Annotated in this window: 9 protein-coding genes; 5 read left to right on the forward strand and 4 right to left on the reverse strand. The window is 62.2% G+C overall.

Going from position 1 to position 17676, the window contains the following annotated elements:
- Window positions 1-26 precede the first annotated feature (26 nt).
- Together AAZU54_RS12770 and recQ are read right to left on the reverse strand one after the other, a co-directional pair.
- Entirely contained in the window at window positions 27-464 is a 438-nt protein-coding gene (locus AAZU54_RS12770) for a MarR family transcriptional regulator (protein ID WP_186557505.1), read from the reverse strand.
- A 128-nt stretch (window positions 465-592) separates the two neighbouring features.
- Entirely contained in the window at window positions 593-2734 is a 2142-nt protein-coding gene (recQ, locus tag AAZU54_RS12775; protein ID WP_186557504.1) for a DNA helicase RecQ, read from the reverse strand.
- A gap of 246 nt (window positions 2735-2980) precedes the next feature.
- Between recQ and AAZU54_RS12780 the strand changes: the two genes are divergently transcribed.
- The gene (locus AAZU54_RS12780; RefSeq protein WP_186557503.1) at window positions 2981-3568 is read left to right on the forward strand and encodes a YecA family protein; all 588 of its coding nucleotides are present in this window, start codon (window positions 2981-2983) and stop codon (window positions 3566-3568) included.
- 7 nt (window positions 3569-3575) lie between these two features.
- Window positions 3576-3938 carry a YbaN family protein gene (locus AAZU54_RS12785; protein WP_186557502.1) on the forward strand — a complete coding sequence of 121 codons (363 nt, stop codon included), beginning with the start codon at window positions 3576-3578 and terminating at the stop codon, window positions 3936-3938.
- Window positions 3939-4010: 72 nt separating this feature from the next.
- Here AAZU54_RS12785 and AAZU54_RS12790 read toward each other — a convergent pair whose 3' ends face one another.
- A complete protein-coding gene (locus AAZU54_RS12790) occupies window positions 4011-11132 on the reverse strand; it encodes a retention module-containing protein (RefSeq protein ID WP_434727234.1) in 7122 nt (2373 codons plus the stop codon).
- Window positions 11133-11616: 484 nt separating this feature from the next.
- On the opposite strand from AAZU54_RS12790, the gene AAZU54_RS12795 reads away from it, so the two are divergent.
- The 3 genes from AAZU54_RS12795 to AAZU54_RS12805 all read left to right on the forward strand — a co-directional run bounded on the left by AAZU54_RS12795 (window position 11617) and on the right by AAZU54_RS12805 (window position 16567).
- Window positions 11617-12990: a TolC family outer membrane protein gene (locus AAZU54_RS12795; RefSeq protein WP_186557500.1), complete on the forward strand. Its 1374-nt coding sequence runs from the start codon at window positions 11617-11619 to the stop codon at window positions 12988-12990.
- A gap of 73 nt (window positions 12991-13063) precedes the next feature.
- Window positions 13064-15199: a type I secretion system permease/ATPase gene (locus AAZU54_RS12800; RefSeq protein ID WP_434727257.1), complete on the forward strand. Its 2136-nt coding sequence runs from the start codon at window positions 13064-13066 to the stop codon at window positions 15197-15199.
- A gap of 21 nt (window positions 15200-15220) precedes the next feature.
- The gene (locus tag AAZU54_RS12805) at window positions 15221-16567 is read left to right on the forward strand and encodes an HlyD family type I secretion periplasmic adaptor subunit (RefSeq protein WP_186557499.1); all 1347 of its coding nucleotides are present in this window, start codon (window positions 15221-15223) and stop codon (window positions 16565-16567) included.
- A gap of 500 nt (window positions 16568-17067) precedes the next feature.
- Here the strand turns inward: AAZU54_RS12805 and AAZU54_RS12810 are convergent, their stop codons facing one another.
- The gene (locus AAZU54_RS12810) at window positions 17068-17670 is read right to left on the reverse strand and encodes a tRNA-uridine aminocarboxypropyltransferase (protein ID WP_434727235.1); all 603 of its coding nucleotides are present in this window, start codon (window positions 17668-17670) and stop codon (window positions 17068-17070) included.
- Window positions 17671-17676: the final 6 nt, after the last annotated feature.

Genomic DNA, 17676 nt, shown 5'->3' on the forward strand with positions numbered 1-17676 from the left:
CCAAAGCCGCAAAAAACTAAGCGCCCTCAGGACTTCTCGAGATTACCCAGAATCCGCGCATGCACCCGCATGCAAATCTCCAGATCCGCCTCATCAACCCCACTAAACAACTCGATCCGCAGCTGGTTGGCAATGGTCTCGATCTGATCGATCAACGGCTTGGCCGGCGGACAGAGCACAATCTTCTTCGCCCGCCGATCCTCCATCACCGCCTGGCGCCGCACCAATCCCTGGCTCTCCAGGCTATCGAGCAAGCGCGCCAGGGTCGGCCCTTCAACGCCGACGCTCTGCGCCAGCTCACGCTGGGTCGGAGCCTCTTCGAAACGGGCCAGGTGCAACAGCACCAGCCAGCGTGCCTGGGATAGATTGAGCCCGGCCAGGCGCCGGTCCAGCTCGGCGCGCCAGCCGCGGGACATCTGGGCCAGCTGCATGCCGAAGCGGTGTTGGTTGTCAGTCAGGGGCATAAACAACTCTATGGATAGAACTAATTATTAGCCAGCTAACCATGCTCCAGCCCTCCAGGCAAGGCTGGCTGAGCCACAAGCGTCCGATAATCGTCATAAAGCATGACAAAGGTCATCAGTACAGCCCGTTACAGCTCAAACTCCGCAGCCAGCGCCGCACGGATGCAATACAGCACCCCTTCCGGCACCCGTTGGCCAAATTGCGGGGCGATGGCCGACACCGGCGGCAGCTCGCCTTCGCCATCGAGGAAGGCATCCTGGACTTCCATCATCAAATCCTCAGGCAGGTCCAGGGCCTGATCCAGGCTCAGTTCCTGACGGCCAATGGCTTCGGCCAGCAGGCTGTAGACGTTCTTTTCACTGCAATTGAGCTGGCCGGCAATCTGCGCAGGCGTCATACCGGCGCGGGCCAGGCTGACCAACTCGTGACGCAAGTCGAGCACCACCTTCGGTGCCTCGGCGCTCTCGCCGCCGTTGAGCACTTCGAGGAACGCCTGGCCATAACGCTCCAGCTTGCGGGCGCCGACGCCGCTGACCTGGGCCATGTCGCTGAGGCTGGTGGGTTGGCTGCGCAGCATTTCCAGCAGGGTCGAATCGGGGAAGATGACGTACGGCGGTACGCTGTGCTCTTCGGCCAATTTGCGCCGCAGAGTGCGCAAGGCCTCCCACAGCTCGCGCTCTTCGGCACGCACCAGCTGGCTGGCTGGGCTACCGCCGCTGCTGGAGGATTTGGCCGTAGTCTGCGGCTTGAGGTCGCGGCGCAACTGCAGGTTCACTTCGCCACGCAGCAGCGGCCGGCAACTGTCGGACAAGCGCAGACCGCCATAGCCCTCCAGGTCGATGTCGACCAGGCCACGGGCAACCAGTTGGCGGAACAACGAGCGCCATTCGTTTTCACCGACGGATTTGCCGACACCGAATACCGAAAGCTTCTCGTGGCCAAAGTTACGCACCTTCTCGGTGTCCTTGCCCACCAGCACATCGACCAGGTGACCCACGCCGTAGCGCTGGCCGGTGCGGAACACCGCCGACAGGGCCTGACGCGCAGGCTCGGTGGCATCCCAGGTCTGCACCTGGTCGACGCAGTTGTCGCAGTGCCCGCATGGTTGCTCGAGCACCTCGTCGAAATAGGCCAGTAGCGACTGACGACGGCAGCGGGTTTCTTCGCACAGCGCCAGCATGGCGTCGAGCTTGTGCTGTTCGATGCGCTTGTGGCGCTCATCGCCTTCGGAGTTCTGCAGCATCTGCTTGAGCATCACCATGTCCTGCAGGCCGTAGGCCATCCAGGCATCCGAAGGCAGGCCATCACGGCCGGCACGACCGGTTTCCTGGTAGTAGGCCTCAAGCGACTTGGGCAGATCCAGGTGGGCGACGAAGCGCACGTTGGGCTTGTCGATGCCCATGCCGAAAGCAATGGTGGCGACCATGATCAGGCCTTCCTCATTGAGGAAGCGATGCTGGTTGCTCGAACGGGTCTCGGCAGGCAGGCCGGCGTGATAGGGCAAGGCCGGGAAGCCCTGCTCGCAGAGGAAGGCGGCGGTCTCGTCGACCTTCTTGCGCGACAGGCAGTACACGATACCGGCGTTTCCCCGGCGCTCGCCGAGAAACGCCATCAGCTGCTTGCGGGGCGATTCCTTGGGCACGATGCGGTAGAAAATGTTCGGCCGGTCGAAGCTCGACAGGAAGCGCTCGGCACCTTGCAGGTGCAGGCGCTGGACGATCTCTTCGCGGGTACGCATGTCGGCCGTGGCGGTCAGGGCAATGCGCGGTACATGCGGGAACAGCTCGGCCAGTTGGCCCAGTTGCAGATACTCAGGACGGAAGTCGTGGCCCCATTGCGAAACGCAGTGGGCCTCATCGATGGCGAACAAGGAAATATCCAGGTCGCGCAAGAAATCCAGCATGCGCGGCTGCACCAGGCGCTCGGGAGCAAGGTAGAGCATCTTCACTTCGCCCCGGCGCAGACGCCCGGCCAGCTCGCGCTGTTGCTCGGCACTGAGCGTCGAGTTCAAGGCAGCCGCTGCCACGCCCAGCTCGTCGAGCGTGGCAACCTGGTCGTCCATCAACGCGATCAGCGGCGAGACCACCACGGTAAGACCTGGTCGCAGCAGCCCGGGGACCTGGAAACACAGCGACTTGCCGCCACCGGTGGGCATCAGTACCAGCGCATCGCCGCCGTTGGCTACACATTCGATGATCGCTGCCTGGCGCCCACGGAAACTGTCGTAGCCGAAGATGTCCTTGAGGACGCGCTGAGCCTGTTCGAGCATTGCTAACTCCGAAATCGCCGTACCATCCTGGACACAGGCTGGACGATAAACCCGCCCTGCACACGTGCGAATGCGTAAGCAGCTTTTGCCAGAGGCCCCGCAAAAGGCTGCTCTGGCTGAAAAATCGCGGATTATACCCCACTGGCTGCTGCGAAAGGACGCTGTGCTGACAGACGTTCCCTTTGCCCCGTCGCGCCAGCAAGGTGCTAGAATTCCATATCGATTATTCCCCAAGGTAGCCCCGTAATGTCCTTCGCCGAGCAACTGACCCGCCTGCAAGCCTTCCTCGACGCCGACGAGCTGCACGAAGAAGCGCTGGACTACGTCGCCGCCCACGGCTACCTGACCGCGCTGTCGATCACTGCCGAAGACGTCCCAGAGCGTGAATGGATCGATGCGCTGTTCGCCGAGGAACCTCATTACACCAGCGATGCCCAGCGCGTCGAAATCGAAGCCACCCTGGTCGCCCTGAAAGCCCATATCGGCCGTCAGCTGGCCAGCGACGATGAATTCGAGCTGCCATGCGATCTGGACCTTACCGAAGAGCCGGACGATTCCGACCTGCGCGGCTGGTGCATCGGCTTTATGGAAGGGGTGTTCCTGCGCGAAGAAGCCTGGTTCGAGAACGCCGAGGAAGAAGTCAGCGAGATGCTGCTGCCGATCATGGTCGGTTCCGGTCTGTTCGACGAGCAGCCAGAGTTCGCCGACATTGCCAGCGATGCCAACCTGCAGGACGACATGATCGTGCAGATTCCTGAGGCACTGACTGCGCTGTTCCTGCTGCTGCACGCTCCGGACGAGAAGCCAGCCCTGCTCAAACCGCGTCATCACTGATACAGCCGTGCGCTACCTGCTGCTGGCCATCGGCTGGCTCAGCGTCGCGCTGGGAGTGCTGGGGATCTTCCTGCCGGTGTTGCCCACCACTCCCTTTCTGTTGCTGGCAGCGGCCTGTTTCGCCCGCAGCTCGCCACGTTTTCATGATTGGTTGATCAACCACCCCACGCTCGGTCCATGGATCCGCGACTACCTCAGCGGTGAAGGGATCCCACTCAAGGGCAAGGTCTACGCCATCGGCCTGATGTGGGCCAGCATCGGCCTGTCGTGCTACCTGGTGCCGTTATTCTGGGCCAGGGCCTTCATGCTCAGCAGTGCGGTGCTGGTGAGCCTGTACATCCTCAAGCAGAAGACCTTGCGCCGGTCCTGATACTCATCCGTTTCAGTACCGGCCTCATCGCTGCGCGTTTGTCCTGCGATGAGGCCAGCCCTGCCAATCCGCCTAGACGTTATCCACCTTCAACGAGTGATCATTGAGCATGCCGTTGATGATGGTCGCGGTGTCATGCCCCGAGGCGATCAACCCACCCGCCCCCGCCGAGACGCCGTAGTGCTGGGCCAGATCGACCCCGGCCAGGTCGATGGTCTGGGTAGGCGTAGCCCCCGCCACGCTGCTGACCTCGATGGTCGAGACCACGTTGCTACCGGTGCCACTGACCTTGAAGTGCAGGTAATCATCCAGCGATGCCGCCGTGGCGTTCTCCCCTTGCAGCAACTGCGACAGGTCCAGGTGATCGCTGCCTGGAGTAAAGTCGGTGACCCGATCATGGCCGCTGTCGCCCTTCTGCCAGACGAAGGTGTCGTTGCCGCTGCCGCCAGTGAGGGTGTCGTCGCCCGGGCCACCAATCAGGATGTCATTGCCCGCCCCACCCTTGAGCACATCATTGCCCAGCCCGCCGCTGAGCAGGTTGTCCGCACCATTGCCGATCAGCGTATCGTGGTAGTCCGAGCCGATCAGGTTTTCGATACTGACCAAGCTATCCAGACCGCCCCCTCCGGTGTTCTGTTGACCCGCGACGTTCAGATCGATAGTCACCGCACTTGCCGCCGAGGCATAACTGGCCGTGTCGTTACCCGCCCCGCCGTTGAGCAGGTCATTGCCGGCCCCGCCAATCAACAGGTCGTCGCCGTCACCGCCGTACAGGCTGTCGTTGCCCGCGCCCCCCACTAGCACATCGTGTCCATCACCCCCGTTGAGGGTGTCATCGCCGGCGCCCGCCAACAGCACATCATCGCCTGCGGTACCGTTGACGACACTGCCCGCCTGGTAGGTGATATCCAGCGCAGCCGCGGTCGTGCCACCGTGGTTGTCGCTGGCCGTGTAGCTGCCGTGATAGACCTCATTCTGGGCATTGGCGTAGTCGATCACCATGCTCAGTTTGTACAGCTCGGCCGCCTTGCTATTGCCATAGGCGTTCTCGGTATTGACCACGTGGATGCTGTACAGCCCATCGTGGTCGGCGGTGAAGCTACTGCCATTGGCGACGGCCTGATAACTGCCGCCGGCTTCTTTCCACTCCATCAGCAGGTTGCCTTGCGGCCGATCGTGATCGAGCTTGAGCGTCTCGCCTTTGCGCAGGCTAACGCTGATCACATCCTCATCGTTGGCGTTGCCGTTACTGATCGAGCCGAGGTAGCCAGCAATCACCAGCGCAGCGGTCATCGAAGTCGAGTTAGCGACGAAGGCGCTGCGGTCGAGCTCCTTGAGCTGATTGGCAGACTTGTTGTCGTTGCCATCGAACTTGATCGGCTGCCCGCTACCACTGGCAGCGAAACCTGCCCCCTTGTCGGCGAAGCCTGTGTTGAAGGTGATCGGCGCGGCGCTCAAGCGGTCATGATCAGGGTCGCTGTCATTGGCCAGCAGGGCCTCGGCTGGAACGCTGAGGCTAGCACCGGCGATATTGGTGATGATGTGATCATCGCCCGCCACGGGGGCATGGTTGCTGTTGATCTTGACCACCAGGTTGGCGCTGCTGGTATCGCCATCGTTGTCGCTGACGGTGAAGCCGAACTTCTCGACCTGGCTGCTACCGGTGTCCTTGGGCGGCTTGTAGGTGAACTCGCCAGTGTCCATGTCGACCATCAGCACGCCACCCAGGGCGGTCTTGATACCGAGGGTATGGGTGGCAGGATCGAACGCCGCCTTGTCCACGCCGCCCACGGCGCTATAACCGCCCTGCCCGGCATTGGCTTTCGGGTCGAAGGTGTAGGTCACGCCATCGACCAACAGCGCCTTGATGAAGCCCCCATCGGCACCGAAATGACCGCCACTGAGCAAGCTGCCGGTGATCGGCGAGCCCTGCACTGTGCCCGTAAGCACTGCGCTGAGCTGACTGAGGTCGGTTACCACCACCGAGTTGGTGTCGGTGTGGCTGGTGCCATCGTAGGCCAGGGGGTTGAGGTTGGTTTCATTGACTCCCGTGCCCATGCCAATGGCGTAGGACTTGATGCCATTGCTATCGAGGAAGTTTTCCCAGCTGGTTTCCCGTACCGGCGTCATCGCATGCCCTGTGGTGGGCTCGCCATCGGAGAAGAAGTAGCTGATGTTCTGCGCACCCAGCAACTTGCCCTCTTTGCCGAACGCCGTCTGCGCGCTGCTGGCGGCGGAGTCGTAATAGGTCGAGCCGTCCGCCTTGAGACCGGCGACGATGGCCTTGGCCTGGTCGATCGAGACCCAGACATCGGACTTGACCGAAGCACCGGTGGCGAAGGTGACGATCTGCACCTTGATATCGCCCATATCATCGTACTTGTCGAGCAAGGCGTTAATCGCTTCCTTGGCCAGATCCAGACGGCTCAGGCCTGGCACACCGGATCTTAAGGTCATGCTGCCGGACACATCGATCACCAGCAGGATGTTGGAGTCCACCTGGCCTGGGGTGATCGAGCGTTCGGCGCAGACGGCCTTGGGCACGTCATCAACGATGTTGATGGCAATGGTGCTGGTGATGCTGTTGCCCAAAGCGTCAGTGGCTTTGTAGGTGAAGGTTTCGCTGATCCGGTTGGCGCCGTCGTCGGCCCCTCCCGGAGTCTTCGGTGCCGAGGTCAGGGTATAGGTGTAGGAGCCATCGGCCTTGAGCAACAATTGCCCGAATTGGCCGACAGCGTCGCCGACCAGGGTGTAGGTCAGCGGACCGACACCGCCGCCGACCGAACCGACCAATGTGCCCGATGCTGTCTCGGCGGTGGAGCCTGGATTACTGCCGGTGACGTTGCCGGCCGCCAGGTCGTTGCCGTCCTTGTTCAGGTCCAGGGCTTTCTCGTACACCGTAACGTCGTTGTCGGCACACGCGATCAGTTTGCTGTCATGCACCTTGATGCTGATGGTGGTGGTGCTTTGGTCACCGTCGGCATCGCGGATGGTGTAGACGAAGGTGTCAATGGCCCCCGCGGGTGCCACGCTATTGGGGTTGGCGTGATAGACCGCATTGCCCTTGGCATCCAGGGTCAGGTAGCCATAGTCGCCCTGCACCTGGGTGGCCAGCTGGCCGACCGCCGAGGTCGAAGTGTCGGAGCCGGCGCGCACGCCGATCACGTACTTGCCATCCGCCGCAACGTCCGCCCCGATCACATCGTTGTCCAGCACGTTGCCAGTGACCGTACCGCCCTCGATCACGGTCGCCGTATCGCAATGGGCCTTGGGCACATCGTCGACGATGCTGATGACGATGGTGCTGGTGGTGCTGTTGCCGGCCGCGTCTTTCACCTGATAGGTGAAGGTCTCAGTGGTGACATTTGCCCCGTCATTGGCCGGTACCGGCGACTTGGGCGCCGACGTCAGGGTGTAGGTGTAGGACCCATCAGCGTTGATCTTGATCTGGCCATACTGGCCTTCGGCATTACCGACCAGGTTGTAGGTCAAGGCACCCACACCCCCGGAGACGGCGCCGACCAATGTGCCAGTGGCGGTTTCGCCGGTCGAGCCTGGCTGGCTGCCGACGACTGTGCCGGGCGCCAGGTCTTGGCCGTCCTGCTTGAGATCGAGGGCTTTTTCGTAGACCTTCACGTCAGTGTCTTCACAGGCAACCAGCTGGCTGTCGTGGACCTTGATGGTGAGGGTGGTGGTGCTTTCATCACCGTCGGCATCGCGGATGGTGTAGACGAAGGTGTCGGTGGCACCGGCCGGCGCCACGCTGTTGGGGTTGGCGTGGTAGACCGCATTACCCTTGGCATCCAGGGTCAGGTAGCCATAGTCGCCCTGCACGTTGGTCGCCAGTTGGCCGACTGCCGAGGTCGAGGTATCGGAGCCTGCGCGTACGCCGACCACGTACTTGCCATCGCTCGGTACATCGGCGCCGATCTTGTCGTTGACCAGCACATTGCCTTCGACCACGCCGCCCTCGTAGACACTGACGAAATCGCTGTAGGCCTTGGGCACGTCATCGACGATGCTGACGACAATGGTGCTGGTGGTGGTGTTGCCCAGCGAGTCTTTCACCTGGTAGGTAAAGGATTCGCTCAGGGTATTGGGGCCATCGTTGACATGATTGGGCGAGTTGGGCGCCGACGTAAGGGTATAGGTGTACGAGCCATCGCCATTGAGCTTGATCTGGCCATACTGGCCTACCGCGCTGCCCACCAAGGTATAGGTCAGAGCGCCGACGCCTCCGGTGACCAGGCCCGCCACCGTGCCAGAGGCGGTTTCTGCCGTGGAGGTGGGGTTGCTGCCTTGGACGTTGCCCGCCGCCAGGTCATTACCATCTTTGCTCAGGTCCAGCGCATTTTCGTACACCGTGACCCCACCCTCACCGCCCACCACCCACGAACAGTCGTGCACCTTGATGGTGACAGTGGTGGTGCTTACGTCACCGTCCGCATCGCGAATGGTGTAGACGAAGGTGTCGGTCGCACCGGCTGGCGCCACGCTGTTGGGGTTGGCGTGGTAGACCGCATTGCCCTTGGCATCCAAAGTCAGGTAGCCATAGTCGCCCTGCACCTTGGTTTCCAGCTGGCCAATCGCCGAGGTCGAGGTATCGGAACCGGCGCGCACGCCCACCACATACTTGCCCTCGCCTGGCACGTCGGCACCGATCTTGTCGTTGATCAGCACATTGCCTTCGACCGTACCGCCTTCGTAGACACTGGCAAAATCGCTCTGGGCCTTGGGGATGTCATCGACGATGTTCACATCCAGGCTGCCAGTGGCGGTGCTGCCGTCGCTGTCCTTGGCGATCACCGTGAAGCTTTCCTGCAGGCTGTTGGTGCCATCGCCAGGGGCATGGGTTTCGTTGTCGAGCAGGGTGTAGCTGTAGCTCACCACCCCGGTGCTGGGGTTGTAGCCGGTAATGGTCAGGGTGTTGCCAAGGGGGGTGGTGAGCGACTGCGGGAAGCTCACCGGCACACCGCCGCTGACCAAGGTGATGCCGCCAACGCTCAACGTCTGCAGGCCGTCCGGCGCGCTCACGGTGAAGCTGCCGCTTTGGGTCAGCGCACCCTGGTTCGGCGCGCTACCGTCGGCCAGGTTCTTCTCGAACACAGTCAGTTCGCCGCCATTGACCTGCAGCCCACCCAAGGTCACCGGGTCGTTGAAGTTGCTGACGTTCAGGGTCAGGGTGGCGCTGCTGGTATCGCCATCGGCGTCTTTGATGGTGTAGGTGAAGGTTTCCACCCCACTGGCGCCACCTTTGAGGCCTTTGAAGTCCGGATCGTTAGTGTTGAGCGTGTAGGTGTAGCTGCCGTCTGCCGCCAGCACCAGGGTGCCGTAGGTGCCGGTGAAGGTGCCGCCGATGACCGGACCACCCGCCACCCGATCAGCGCCTTGTTGGTCATTGACCAGCACATTGCCGGTCAGCTCGGTGTGCTGCTCGGTCGCGGTAACGGCGTTGGTGTCGTGCTCGGCCTTGGGCACGTCATCGACGATGTTCACGTCCAGCTTGCCGGTGGCGCTGCTGCCGTCGCTGTCCTGGGCGGTGACCGTGAAGCTCTCATGCAGGCTGTTGTTGCCCTGACCGTTGGCATGGGCCTCGTTGTCGAGCAAGGTGTAGCTGTAGCTGACGACCCCAGTGCTGGGGTTGTAGCCAGTGATGGTCAGGGTGTTGCCCAGCGCCGTGGTGACTGATTGCGGGAAGCCCACTGCGACCCCACCGCTGACCACCGTGATGCCGCCGACACTCAGGTTCTGCAGGCCATCGGGCGCAGTCACGGTAAAGCTGCCGCTCTGGGTCAAGGCGCTCTGATTCGGCGCGCTGCCGTCGCCGAGGTGTTTCTCGAAGACGGTCAGTTCACCGCCCTGCACATCCAGCCCAGCCAAGGTCACTGGGTCGTTGAGGTTGCTGACGTTCAACGTCAGCGTGGCGCTGCTGGTGTCGCCGTCTGCGTCCCTGATGGTGTAGGTGAAGGTTTCCTGGCCATTGCCACCGCCCTTAAGACCTTGGAAGTCCGGGTCATTGGTATTGAGCGTGTAGGTGTAGCTGCCATCTGCTGCCATCACCAGGGTGCCGTAGGTGCCGGTGAAGGTGCCAGCGATTACCGGACCCCCGGCGACACGGTCGGCGCCCTGCTGGTCGTTGGTCAGGACATTGCCGGTCAGCTCAACATGCTGCTCGGTGGCCGCCAGCGCATTGCTGTCGTTGACAGCCTTGGGTACATCGTCACGAATCAGCACATCCAGGCTGCCGCTGGCGACATCTCCATCGGTGTCGCTGACCAGCACCGGGAAGTGCTCACCGAGGCTGTTGTTGCCAGCGCCGTTGGCATGTTGCTCGGCACCGCTGAGGGTGTAGCTGTAGCTCACGACGCCGGTTGCCGGGTTGTAGCCGGTGATAGTCAGGGTATTGCCCAGAGGCGTGGTTATCGATTGACCGACACCCGTGACCGCTCCTGCCGTGACCACGTTGATCCCGCCGACGCTGAGATTGAACACACCGTCAGGCGCCACCACGGTAAAGGTGCCCTGCTGAGTCAGCGCTGCCGGATCGCTGTGCGAGCCCTGGGGCAAGTTGGCTTCATCCAGGATCAGTTCACCGGGGCTGAGGTCCAGCCCTTGCAGATTGACCGGATGATCCGGCTGTTCGACTGGCGGTGTGGGCGGCAGCGGGCGAGCGATCGAGGTATCGATGTCCAGGTCACCCAGCTCACGGCTGGCCAACTGCGGAATGCCATTGAAGCCTGCGGTGGGGAAGCCGATCTGCGGATCGACCTGCCCAGCCACCTCACTGAGCATGACGAAACTGTGCCCGCCACCCAACGCGCCCGGAGCGCCGCCGGGGTTCTGACCTGCCGCTGGCGCTTCGCCTTCTTCAGTCGGGTCGGCACCCGCTGCGATGGCTTGTTGCAAGCGCTCGACATCAGTCAGCTGCGCCTGGCTCGGAGCCGCATCTTGGCTATGCACTTGAGGCGCGTGGTTGGCCAGCAGATCTGCGCTCATCTCAAGGCTGCTGCCACGGCCCAGGGTCAGCTCTGCACCGTTGTGCAAACGCACGGCGACGGCACCGGCACTGCCGGTCTCCAGCTGCTCACCGGCGAACAAGCGGTCGCCCTCCACCAGCAGGCGACGGCTGCCATCACCGTCGACCGCGAATACCTGACCGACCACCTTGCTGACCACACCGATTAATTTAGCCATGCGCGCACGCCTCCCCTGCTGATCGGATTTCGCAGCCAACTGGCGTACTGCAGATCAGGAGAAGCGATGGATGCCGAGCACCCCGTTCGCGTCTGTCTCAACCATGAGATTGGAGCTCTCAGGTGACACGCGAGGCGATAGCAATGATGAAGTTTTGCCATCATTGAGCGACAATTTTTTGTCGCCAAATACCGCCTTGATCTCCTTTTCCGTTTCGCTTAGCTGCAAAAATTCTGGAACCTCTCGCGATGGCCCAAATCTGCTGTTTGCAGCTCGTATTCCGGACCATGTGATAAGAACAATGTCCCGTAATCCTTAGACCGCATAAGTTTTTTTTCGCATATCCATTATGAAAAAATCTTCTTAGCTCGCCCGCTAAATGTTCTTAGCTCTGTTGTAACAAACCTGAGACGGTTTGCTCATTATATTTCGTCATTTTATTGACGAACGCAGGACACATTTAGAGACCAGGGAGATGTACCCCATGCGCGTTCTTACCCCCATCACCAGTGCAATCCTGTTGGCTGCGGCGTGCGCCAACGTTCAGGCGATGTCGCTTAACGAAGCTGTTCAGAACGCCGTGGACCATCACCCGGAAATCAGCTCTTATCGCAACAGTCGGTTGTCGGCCGATGAAGATGTGAAATTTGCCCGTGGGGGGTTTTACCCAAGCGTTGACCTGGTAGCCGGCTACGGCCGCCAGCGCTCCGACAACCTCAACACCCGCGGGCTCAACCCAGACGGTACGCGTAACCACAACAAGGAAACGCTGAACTACACCCAGTCGGAGCTGCGCCTGCGCCAGATGATCTTCGACGGCTTCAACACCGCCAACGAAGTTGGACGCACGGAGGCGGTGGCCAATTCGCGCGCCTACTACACCCAGGCAGTCGCCCAGGACATCGCCTTGCGCACCATCGAGGTGTACCTGGAAGTGCTCAAGCGTCGCGAGCTGGTGACGTTGGCCAAGAACAACCTGCAAGCCCACCTACGCGTCAACGACCAGATCGGTCTGCGCAGCGAGCGTGGCGTCGGCAGCACCGCTGACCTTGATCAGTCCCGCGCCCGTCGTGCCCTGGCAGAAAACAACCTGGATACCGCTGAGGTCGATCTGGCCGACGCCGAGGCCAACTTCTACAGCGTGGTCGGCCGCGTTCCCGACGAACTGGAAACGCCCTCCACGATCAAAGTGCAAATGCCTTCCAACCTAGAAGACGCACGCCGCGGCATGCAAGAGAACAACCCCTACCTGCGTTCTGCCCAGGCCGACGTGAATGCTGCCGAGCAACAGTACGAAGTGGCCAAGTCGCCCTTCTACCCACGCCTGGACGCAGTGCTGGCCACCGGCGCCAACAACAACCTGGGCGGTGAGCGCGGCCACAGCAACAATGACTGGCAGGCTGGCGTCGAGCTGAGCTACAACCTGTTCCGTGGCGGCAGCGACAAGGCTCGCCTGCAGTCCGACGCGCACAAGATCAACCAGGCCCTGGACATCCGCAACAATGCCCTGCGCGAGCTGAACGAAAACCTCAGCCTGTCGTGGAACGCCATGAACAATGCACGCAAGCAAACCCCTACCGCCCGCGAATACGCCGAGACCACCCAGCGCGTGCGGGCGGCCTACCAGGACCAATTCGGCCTGGGCCAACGTACCCTGCTCGATGTGCTGGACAGCGAGAACGAGCTGTACAACGCCAACCGGCGCTACACCGAAGTGCGCTACACCGAGGAGTATTCGATGTACCGGGTGCTAGCGACCATGGGTGAACTGCTGAGCAAGCAGCGCATCTCGCTGCCCCCCGAAGCCATTGCCAAGAGCGAAGTACGCAGTGAGGCCAGGTTGCCCGAGATGCGTTAGTCGTTCAGGGAGCTACGTTCGGACGGAGCCGTACCCCCTCCAAATGCGGCAGGAGTAGGCCATCGTGACCAGTATGCAAACACCCCAGCCGCGTCTGGACGTCGATGATCCGTTGCTCGATGGCCTGCTGATCCTGTGCAAACTGCATGGCTGCCCGGCCAGCCGCGCCAGCCTGTGCAGCGGCCTGCCCCTGGCCGAGCAGCGCCTGGGCCAGGAGCTGCTACCACGGGCCGCCGCCCGCGCCGGCTTGCAGGCGCGCGTGCTGACGCGCGAACTGTCGGCGATCTCGGCGCTGAACTTGCCCGTCCTGCTGTTGCTCAACGATGGCCGCAGCGCTGTGCTGCAGCGCTGGGGCGAGGATGGCCGAGCGCTGATCCTGCCCTGTGAAGCTGAAGGCGGCGAGCAATGGGTCGAGCGCCAGGTGCTGGAGCAGGCCTACTGCGGCCAGGCCCTGTTTGCCCGGCCGCGGCATACCTTGGAAAACCTGCGCACGCCGCTGATGCCAAGAGTCGATGCCTGGTTCCGCGATACCTTGCGCCATTCGCGCTGGTTGTACAGTGATGCGTTGCTAGCCAGCCTGCTGATCAACCTGCTGGGCCTGATGGTGCCGCTGTTCGTCATGCAGACGTACGATCGGGTGGTGCCCAACCAGGCTATCTCGACCCTCTGGGTGCTGGTCGCCGGCTTGTTCATCGGCACCGCATTTGAAATGGTCCTGCGCATGGTCCGCGCCCACCTGCTCGACCAGGCCGGCAAGAAGACCGACCTAATCCTCTCCGCCACCCTGTTCGAGCGCATCACCGGCATGTCGATGAAAGCCCGCCCAGCGACCATCGGCGGCTTTGCCCAGAGCATTCACGACTTCCAGGGCCTGCGTGAATTCCTCACGGCGGTGACCCTGACCAGCATCATCGACCTGCCGTTCGTGGCGTTGATGCTGGTGGTGATCGGCCTGCTCGGTGGCTGGCTGGTGGTGATTCCGTTGGTGGCGTTTCCGCTGGCAGTGGGCTTTGCCCTGTTCATCCAGATCCGCCTGCGCGACACGGTGGAGAAAAGCCTGAGCCTGGGCGCGGTACGCCAGGCCCTGCTGATCGAGACCCTCGGCGGCCTGGAAACCCTCAAGGCCTGCGGCGCCGAGAGCGAGCGCCAGTATCACTGGGAGCACACCAACGGCGCCATCGCCCGGCTTGATGCACACGCGCGCAACCTGTCTTCGCTGGCCAGTAACGGCACCCTGTTCATCCAGCAGTTCTGCGGCATGGCGACCATCGTCGCGGGGGTCTACAGCATCATTGCCGGCAATCTCAGCGTCGGCGCCCTGGTCGCCAGCTATATGCTCGGCAGCCGGGTGTTGGCGCCGCTGGGGCAGATCGCCGGGCTGATCACTCGCTATCAGCAAGCCCAGCTGACCATGCGCAGCACCGACGCGCTGATGGCCCTGCCGCAGGAACGCCAGCTGGACCAGCAGGCGTTGGAACACACCACGCTCCAGGGCGGCATCGGCGTCAGCCATGTGACCTTCCGCTACCCCGGGCAAACCGCCGCCGCCCTCAACGACGTCAACCTGACCGTGCAACCGGGCGAGCGCATCGGCATCATCGGCCGCAGCGGCTCGGGCAAGAGCACCCTGGGGCGATTGTTGATGGGCTTTCATCACCCGGACGAAGGCCAGGTATTACTGGACAACCTCGACCTGCGTCAGCTGGACATCGCCGACCTGCGCAGCCAGATTGGCTATGTCGCCCACGACCTGCCGCTGCTGGCTGGCAGCCTGCGCGATAACCTGACCCTCGGCGCGCGGCATGTCAGCGACGCGCGCATGCTGGAGGTCGCCGAGCTGACGGGCGTCGGCGAACTGGCCCGGCAACACCCGCAAGGGTTCGACCGGCCAGTGGGTGAGCGCGGCCAACTGCTCTCTGGCGGCCAACGCCAGGCCGTCCTGCTGGCCAGGGCTCTGCTGCTGGAGCCGCCGATCCTGATCCTCGACGAGCCGACCAGCCACATGGACAACAGCGGCGAAGAGCAACTGCGCCAGCGCCTGCTGCAATGGGTGCCGGGCAAAACCGTGCTGCTGGTCACCCACCGCACCTCGATGCTCAGCCTGGTGGACCGGCTACTGGTGTTGGACAACGGCAAGATCGTCGCCGACGGACCGAAGGATGCGGTCATCGACGCACTGCGCAAAGGTCGTATCGGCGCGGCCCTGTAGACGTCTTCGAGGAGTAGGTCCATGTCCATCATGCGCAGTTATTTGCAGGGCACCGGCAAGAGCGCCGAGCGCGACTATATGCCGGAGCTTGCCGGCGCCACCTTGCAGGACGCGCCGCGCCTGTCACGCCTGACCGTATGGCTGGCCGCCGCGCTGCTATTGGTGGCGCTGACCTGGGCCAGCTTCGCCGTGCTCGATGAGGTCACAGTCGGCGAAGGCAAGGCCATTCCCTCGAGCAAGGTGCAGGTGATCCAGAACCTGGAAGGCGGCATCGTCACCGAGATCTTCGTCCGCGAGGGCCAGATGGTCGATAAAGGCGCGACGCTGCTGCGCCTGGACGACACCCGTTTTCGCTCCAACAAGGGTGAAAGCGAGGCCGATCGCTATGCATTGACGGCGCAGGTCGAGCGCTTGTCGGCGGAGGCTGAAGGCCGCCCGTTCGAGCTGTCGGACGAAGTGCGCGCCAAAGCGCCACAAGTCGCCGAGGATGAAACCGCCTTGTATCAATCGCGCCAGCGGCGCCTGGCCAGCGAGAAGCAGACGCTCAATGAGCAACTGCGGCAGAAGACCCAGGAGCTTGCCGAGTTCCGCTCCAAGGTCGACCAGTACCGCTCTGCCCTGGGCTTGCTCCAGCAGGAGCTGAACATGTCCTCGCCGCTGGTGGGCACTGGGGCGATTTCCCCGGTGGAAATCCTGCGCCTGAAACAGCGCACCGTCGAAGCCCGCGGCCAGCTCAATGCCACCAGCTTGGCCATCCCACGTGCCGAGGCGGCGGTGGCGGAGATCAAGAGCAAGATCCAAGAGTCGGATGCGACCTTCCGCTCCGAGGCGGCCAAGGAGCTCAACGATAAACGCACGGAGCTGTCGAAGATTGCCGCGACCAGCATCGCCATCGATGACCGGGTCAACCGCACAACGGTGGTGTCGCCGGTACGCGGGATCGTCAAGCTCCTGAAGGTCAATACCATTGGTGGCGTGGTGCAGCCGGGCAGCGATCTGGTGGAGATCGTGCCGATCGAGGATAACCTGCTGATCGAAGCCAAGGTGCGCCCGCAGGATGTCGCGTTCCTACATCCGGGGCAGACGGCGATGGTCAAGTTCAGTGCCTATGACTACACCATCTATGGCGGTCTGAAGGCCAAGCTTGAGCTGATTGGGGCGGACACGGTTACCGATGACAAGGGCAATGCGTTTTATCTGATCCAGGTGCGTACGGACAAGAATCACCTGGGCGGGGACGACAAGCCGTTGCTGATCATCCCCGGGATGGTGGCGACGGTGGACATCATCACTGGGCAGAAGAGTGTGCTGGATTATCTGTTGAAGCCGGTGCTCAAGGCGCGGACTGAGGCTATGAGGGAGCGTTGAAAGGCTCTGAAGTCGCGACGTGAGTGGTGGATCTGGTGAATATTCCGGCCTCTTCGCGGGCAAGCTTGCCAACACAAAAGAAAAATTCAAACCTTGGCTTTGGCTTTGGCTTCTGCGAGAACGCAGCGATTCGCCTGCTCTTGATCTTCGTGCGCGCAGTTTCGGGCGACGCAAATTCGCGACTTCAGGAGGCTGAGCAGAGGTGCCTGTAGGGCCAGGTGCGCCAGCACCCTTCGGCGTAGCCGAAGGCGCGAGATGTAGATTTGCGTAGCAAATCGTAGTCCGCGCGGGCCCGGAAGGCGCCGGCGCGAAGGGACCCGAAGCGCAGCGTAGGGCCGGATGGTGGAGCGCAGACTTTTTTGGTTACTTTTTGGGGCGTTTGCCAAAAAGTGACCCGCCGTAAGGGCGGAAGGGGCCAGTAGCAGCCCCCCAAAAAACGGATAAGCTCACATTCAAGAACTCAAGCTCAAAAAAATCAGAAACCTCAGAAACCCAGAACCTCACCGCCCCCCATGATTACGCTCAAACGTCTCCCGCCCCATAGCCCTGATCTGCCCCTCGATCAACGCCTCAAACGGCCGCAACAACTGATCAAAACACCCTGGGGCCTCCAACACATTCAGCCCCTGTACCACCGCCTCCAACGTAGACAGACCCCCTGCCTCGGGCGCCTTGCGCAAACGATACCGCGAAGGCAAAACCTGCCCCAGCGTCACCCGCGGCAATTCCCCTAACAACGGATTGAGGTACAAAAGCTTACGCGCCTTACGCCACGTCCCATCCGGCACAATCAGCATAAAGGGCAATTCACATCCCTCCTGCGCATACCCCACCAAGGCCTGTGCCTGCTCTCCCGGAAACAACAGCACCGGCCGATACCCGGGCGTCGCCAATAACTGATCAAGATCGGCAAACACTTCGCCCACCCGCAACTCGGCATTGACTAACCCCAGGGTTGCCAAACGGGCGGTATTGAGGGCATGCAAACGCTCACTCGGGTGCTGCAACACCACCACGCGAGTACGGCTCTGAAGATGGGGAATCAACGGGCAAAGACAATGATCTTGCGCACGCAGGCAGCGCTCGCAGCGGGGTCTGGACATCGGGTT

Source organism: Pseudomonas sp. Je.1.5.c (assembly GCF_051129895.1).
Taxonomy (GTDB): domain Bacteria; phylum Pseudomonadota; class Gammaproteobacteria; order Pseudomonadales; family Pseudomonadaceae; genus Aquipseudomonas; species Aquipseudomonas urmiensis.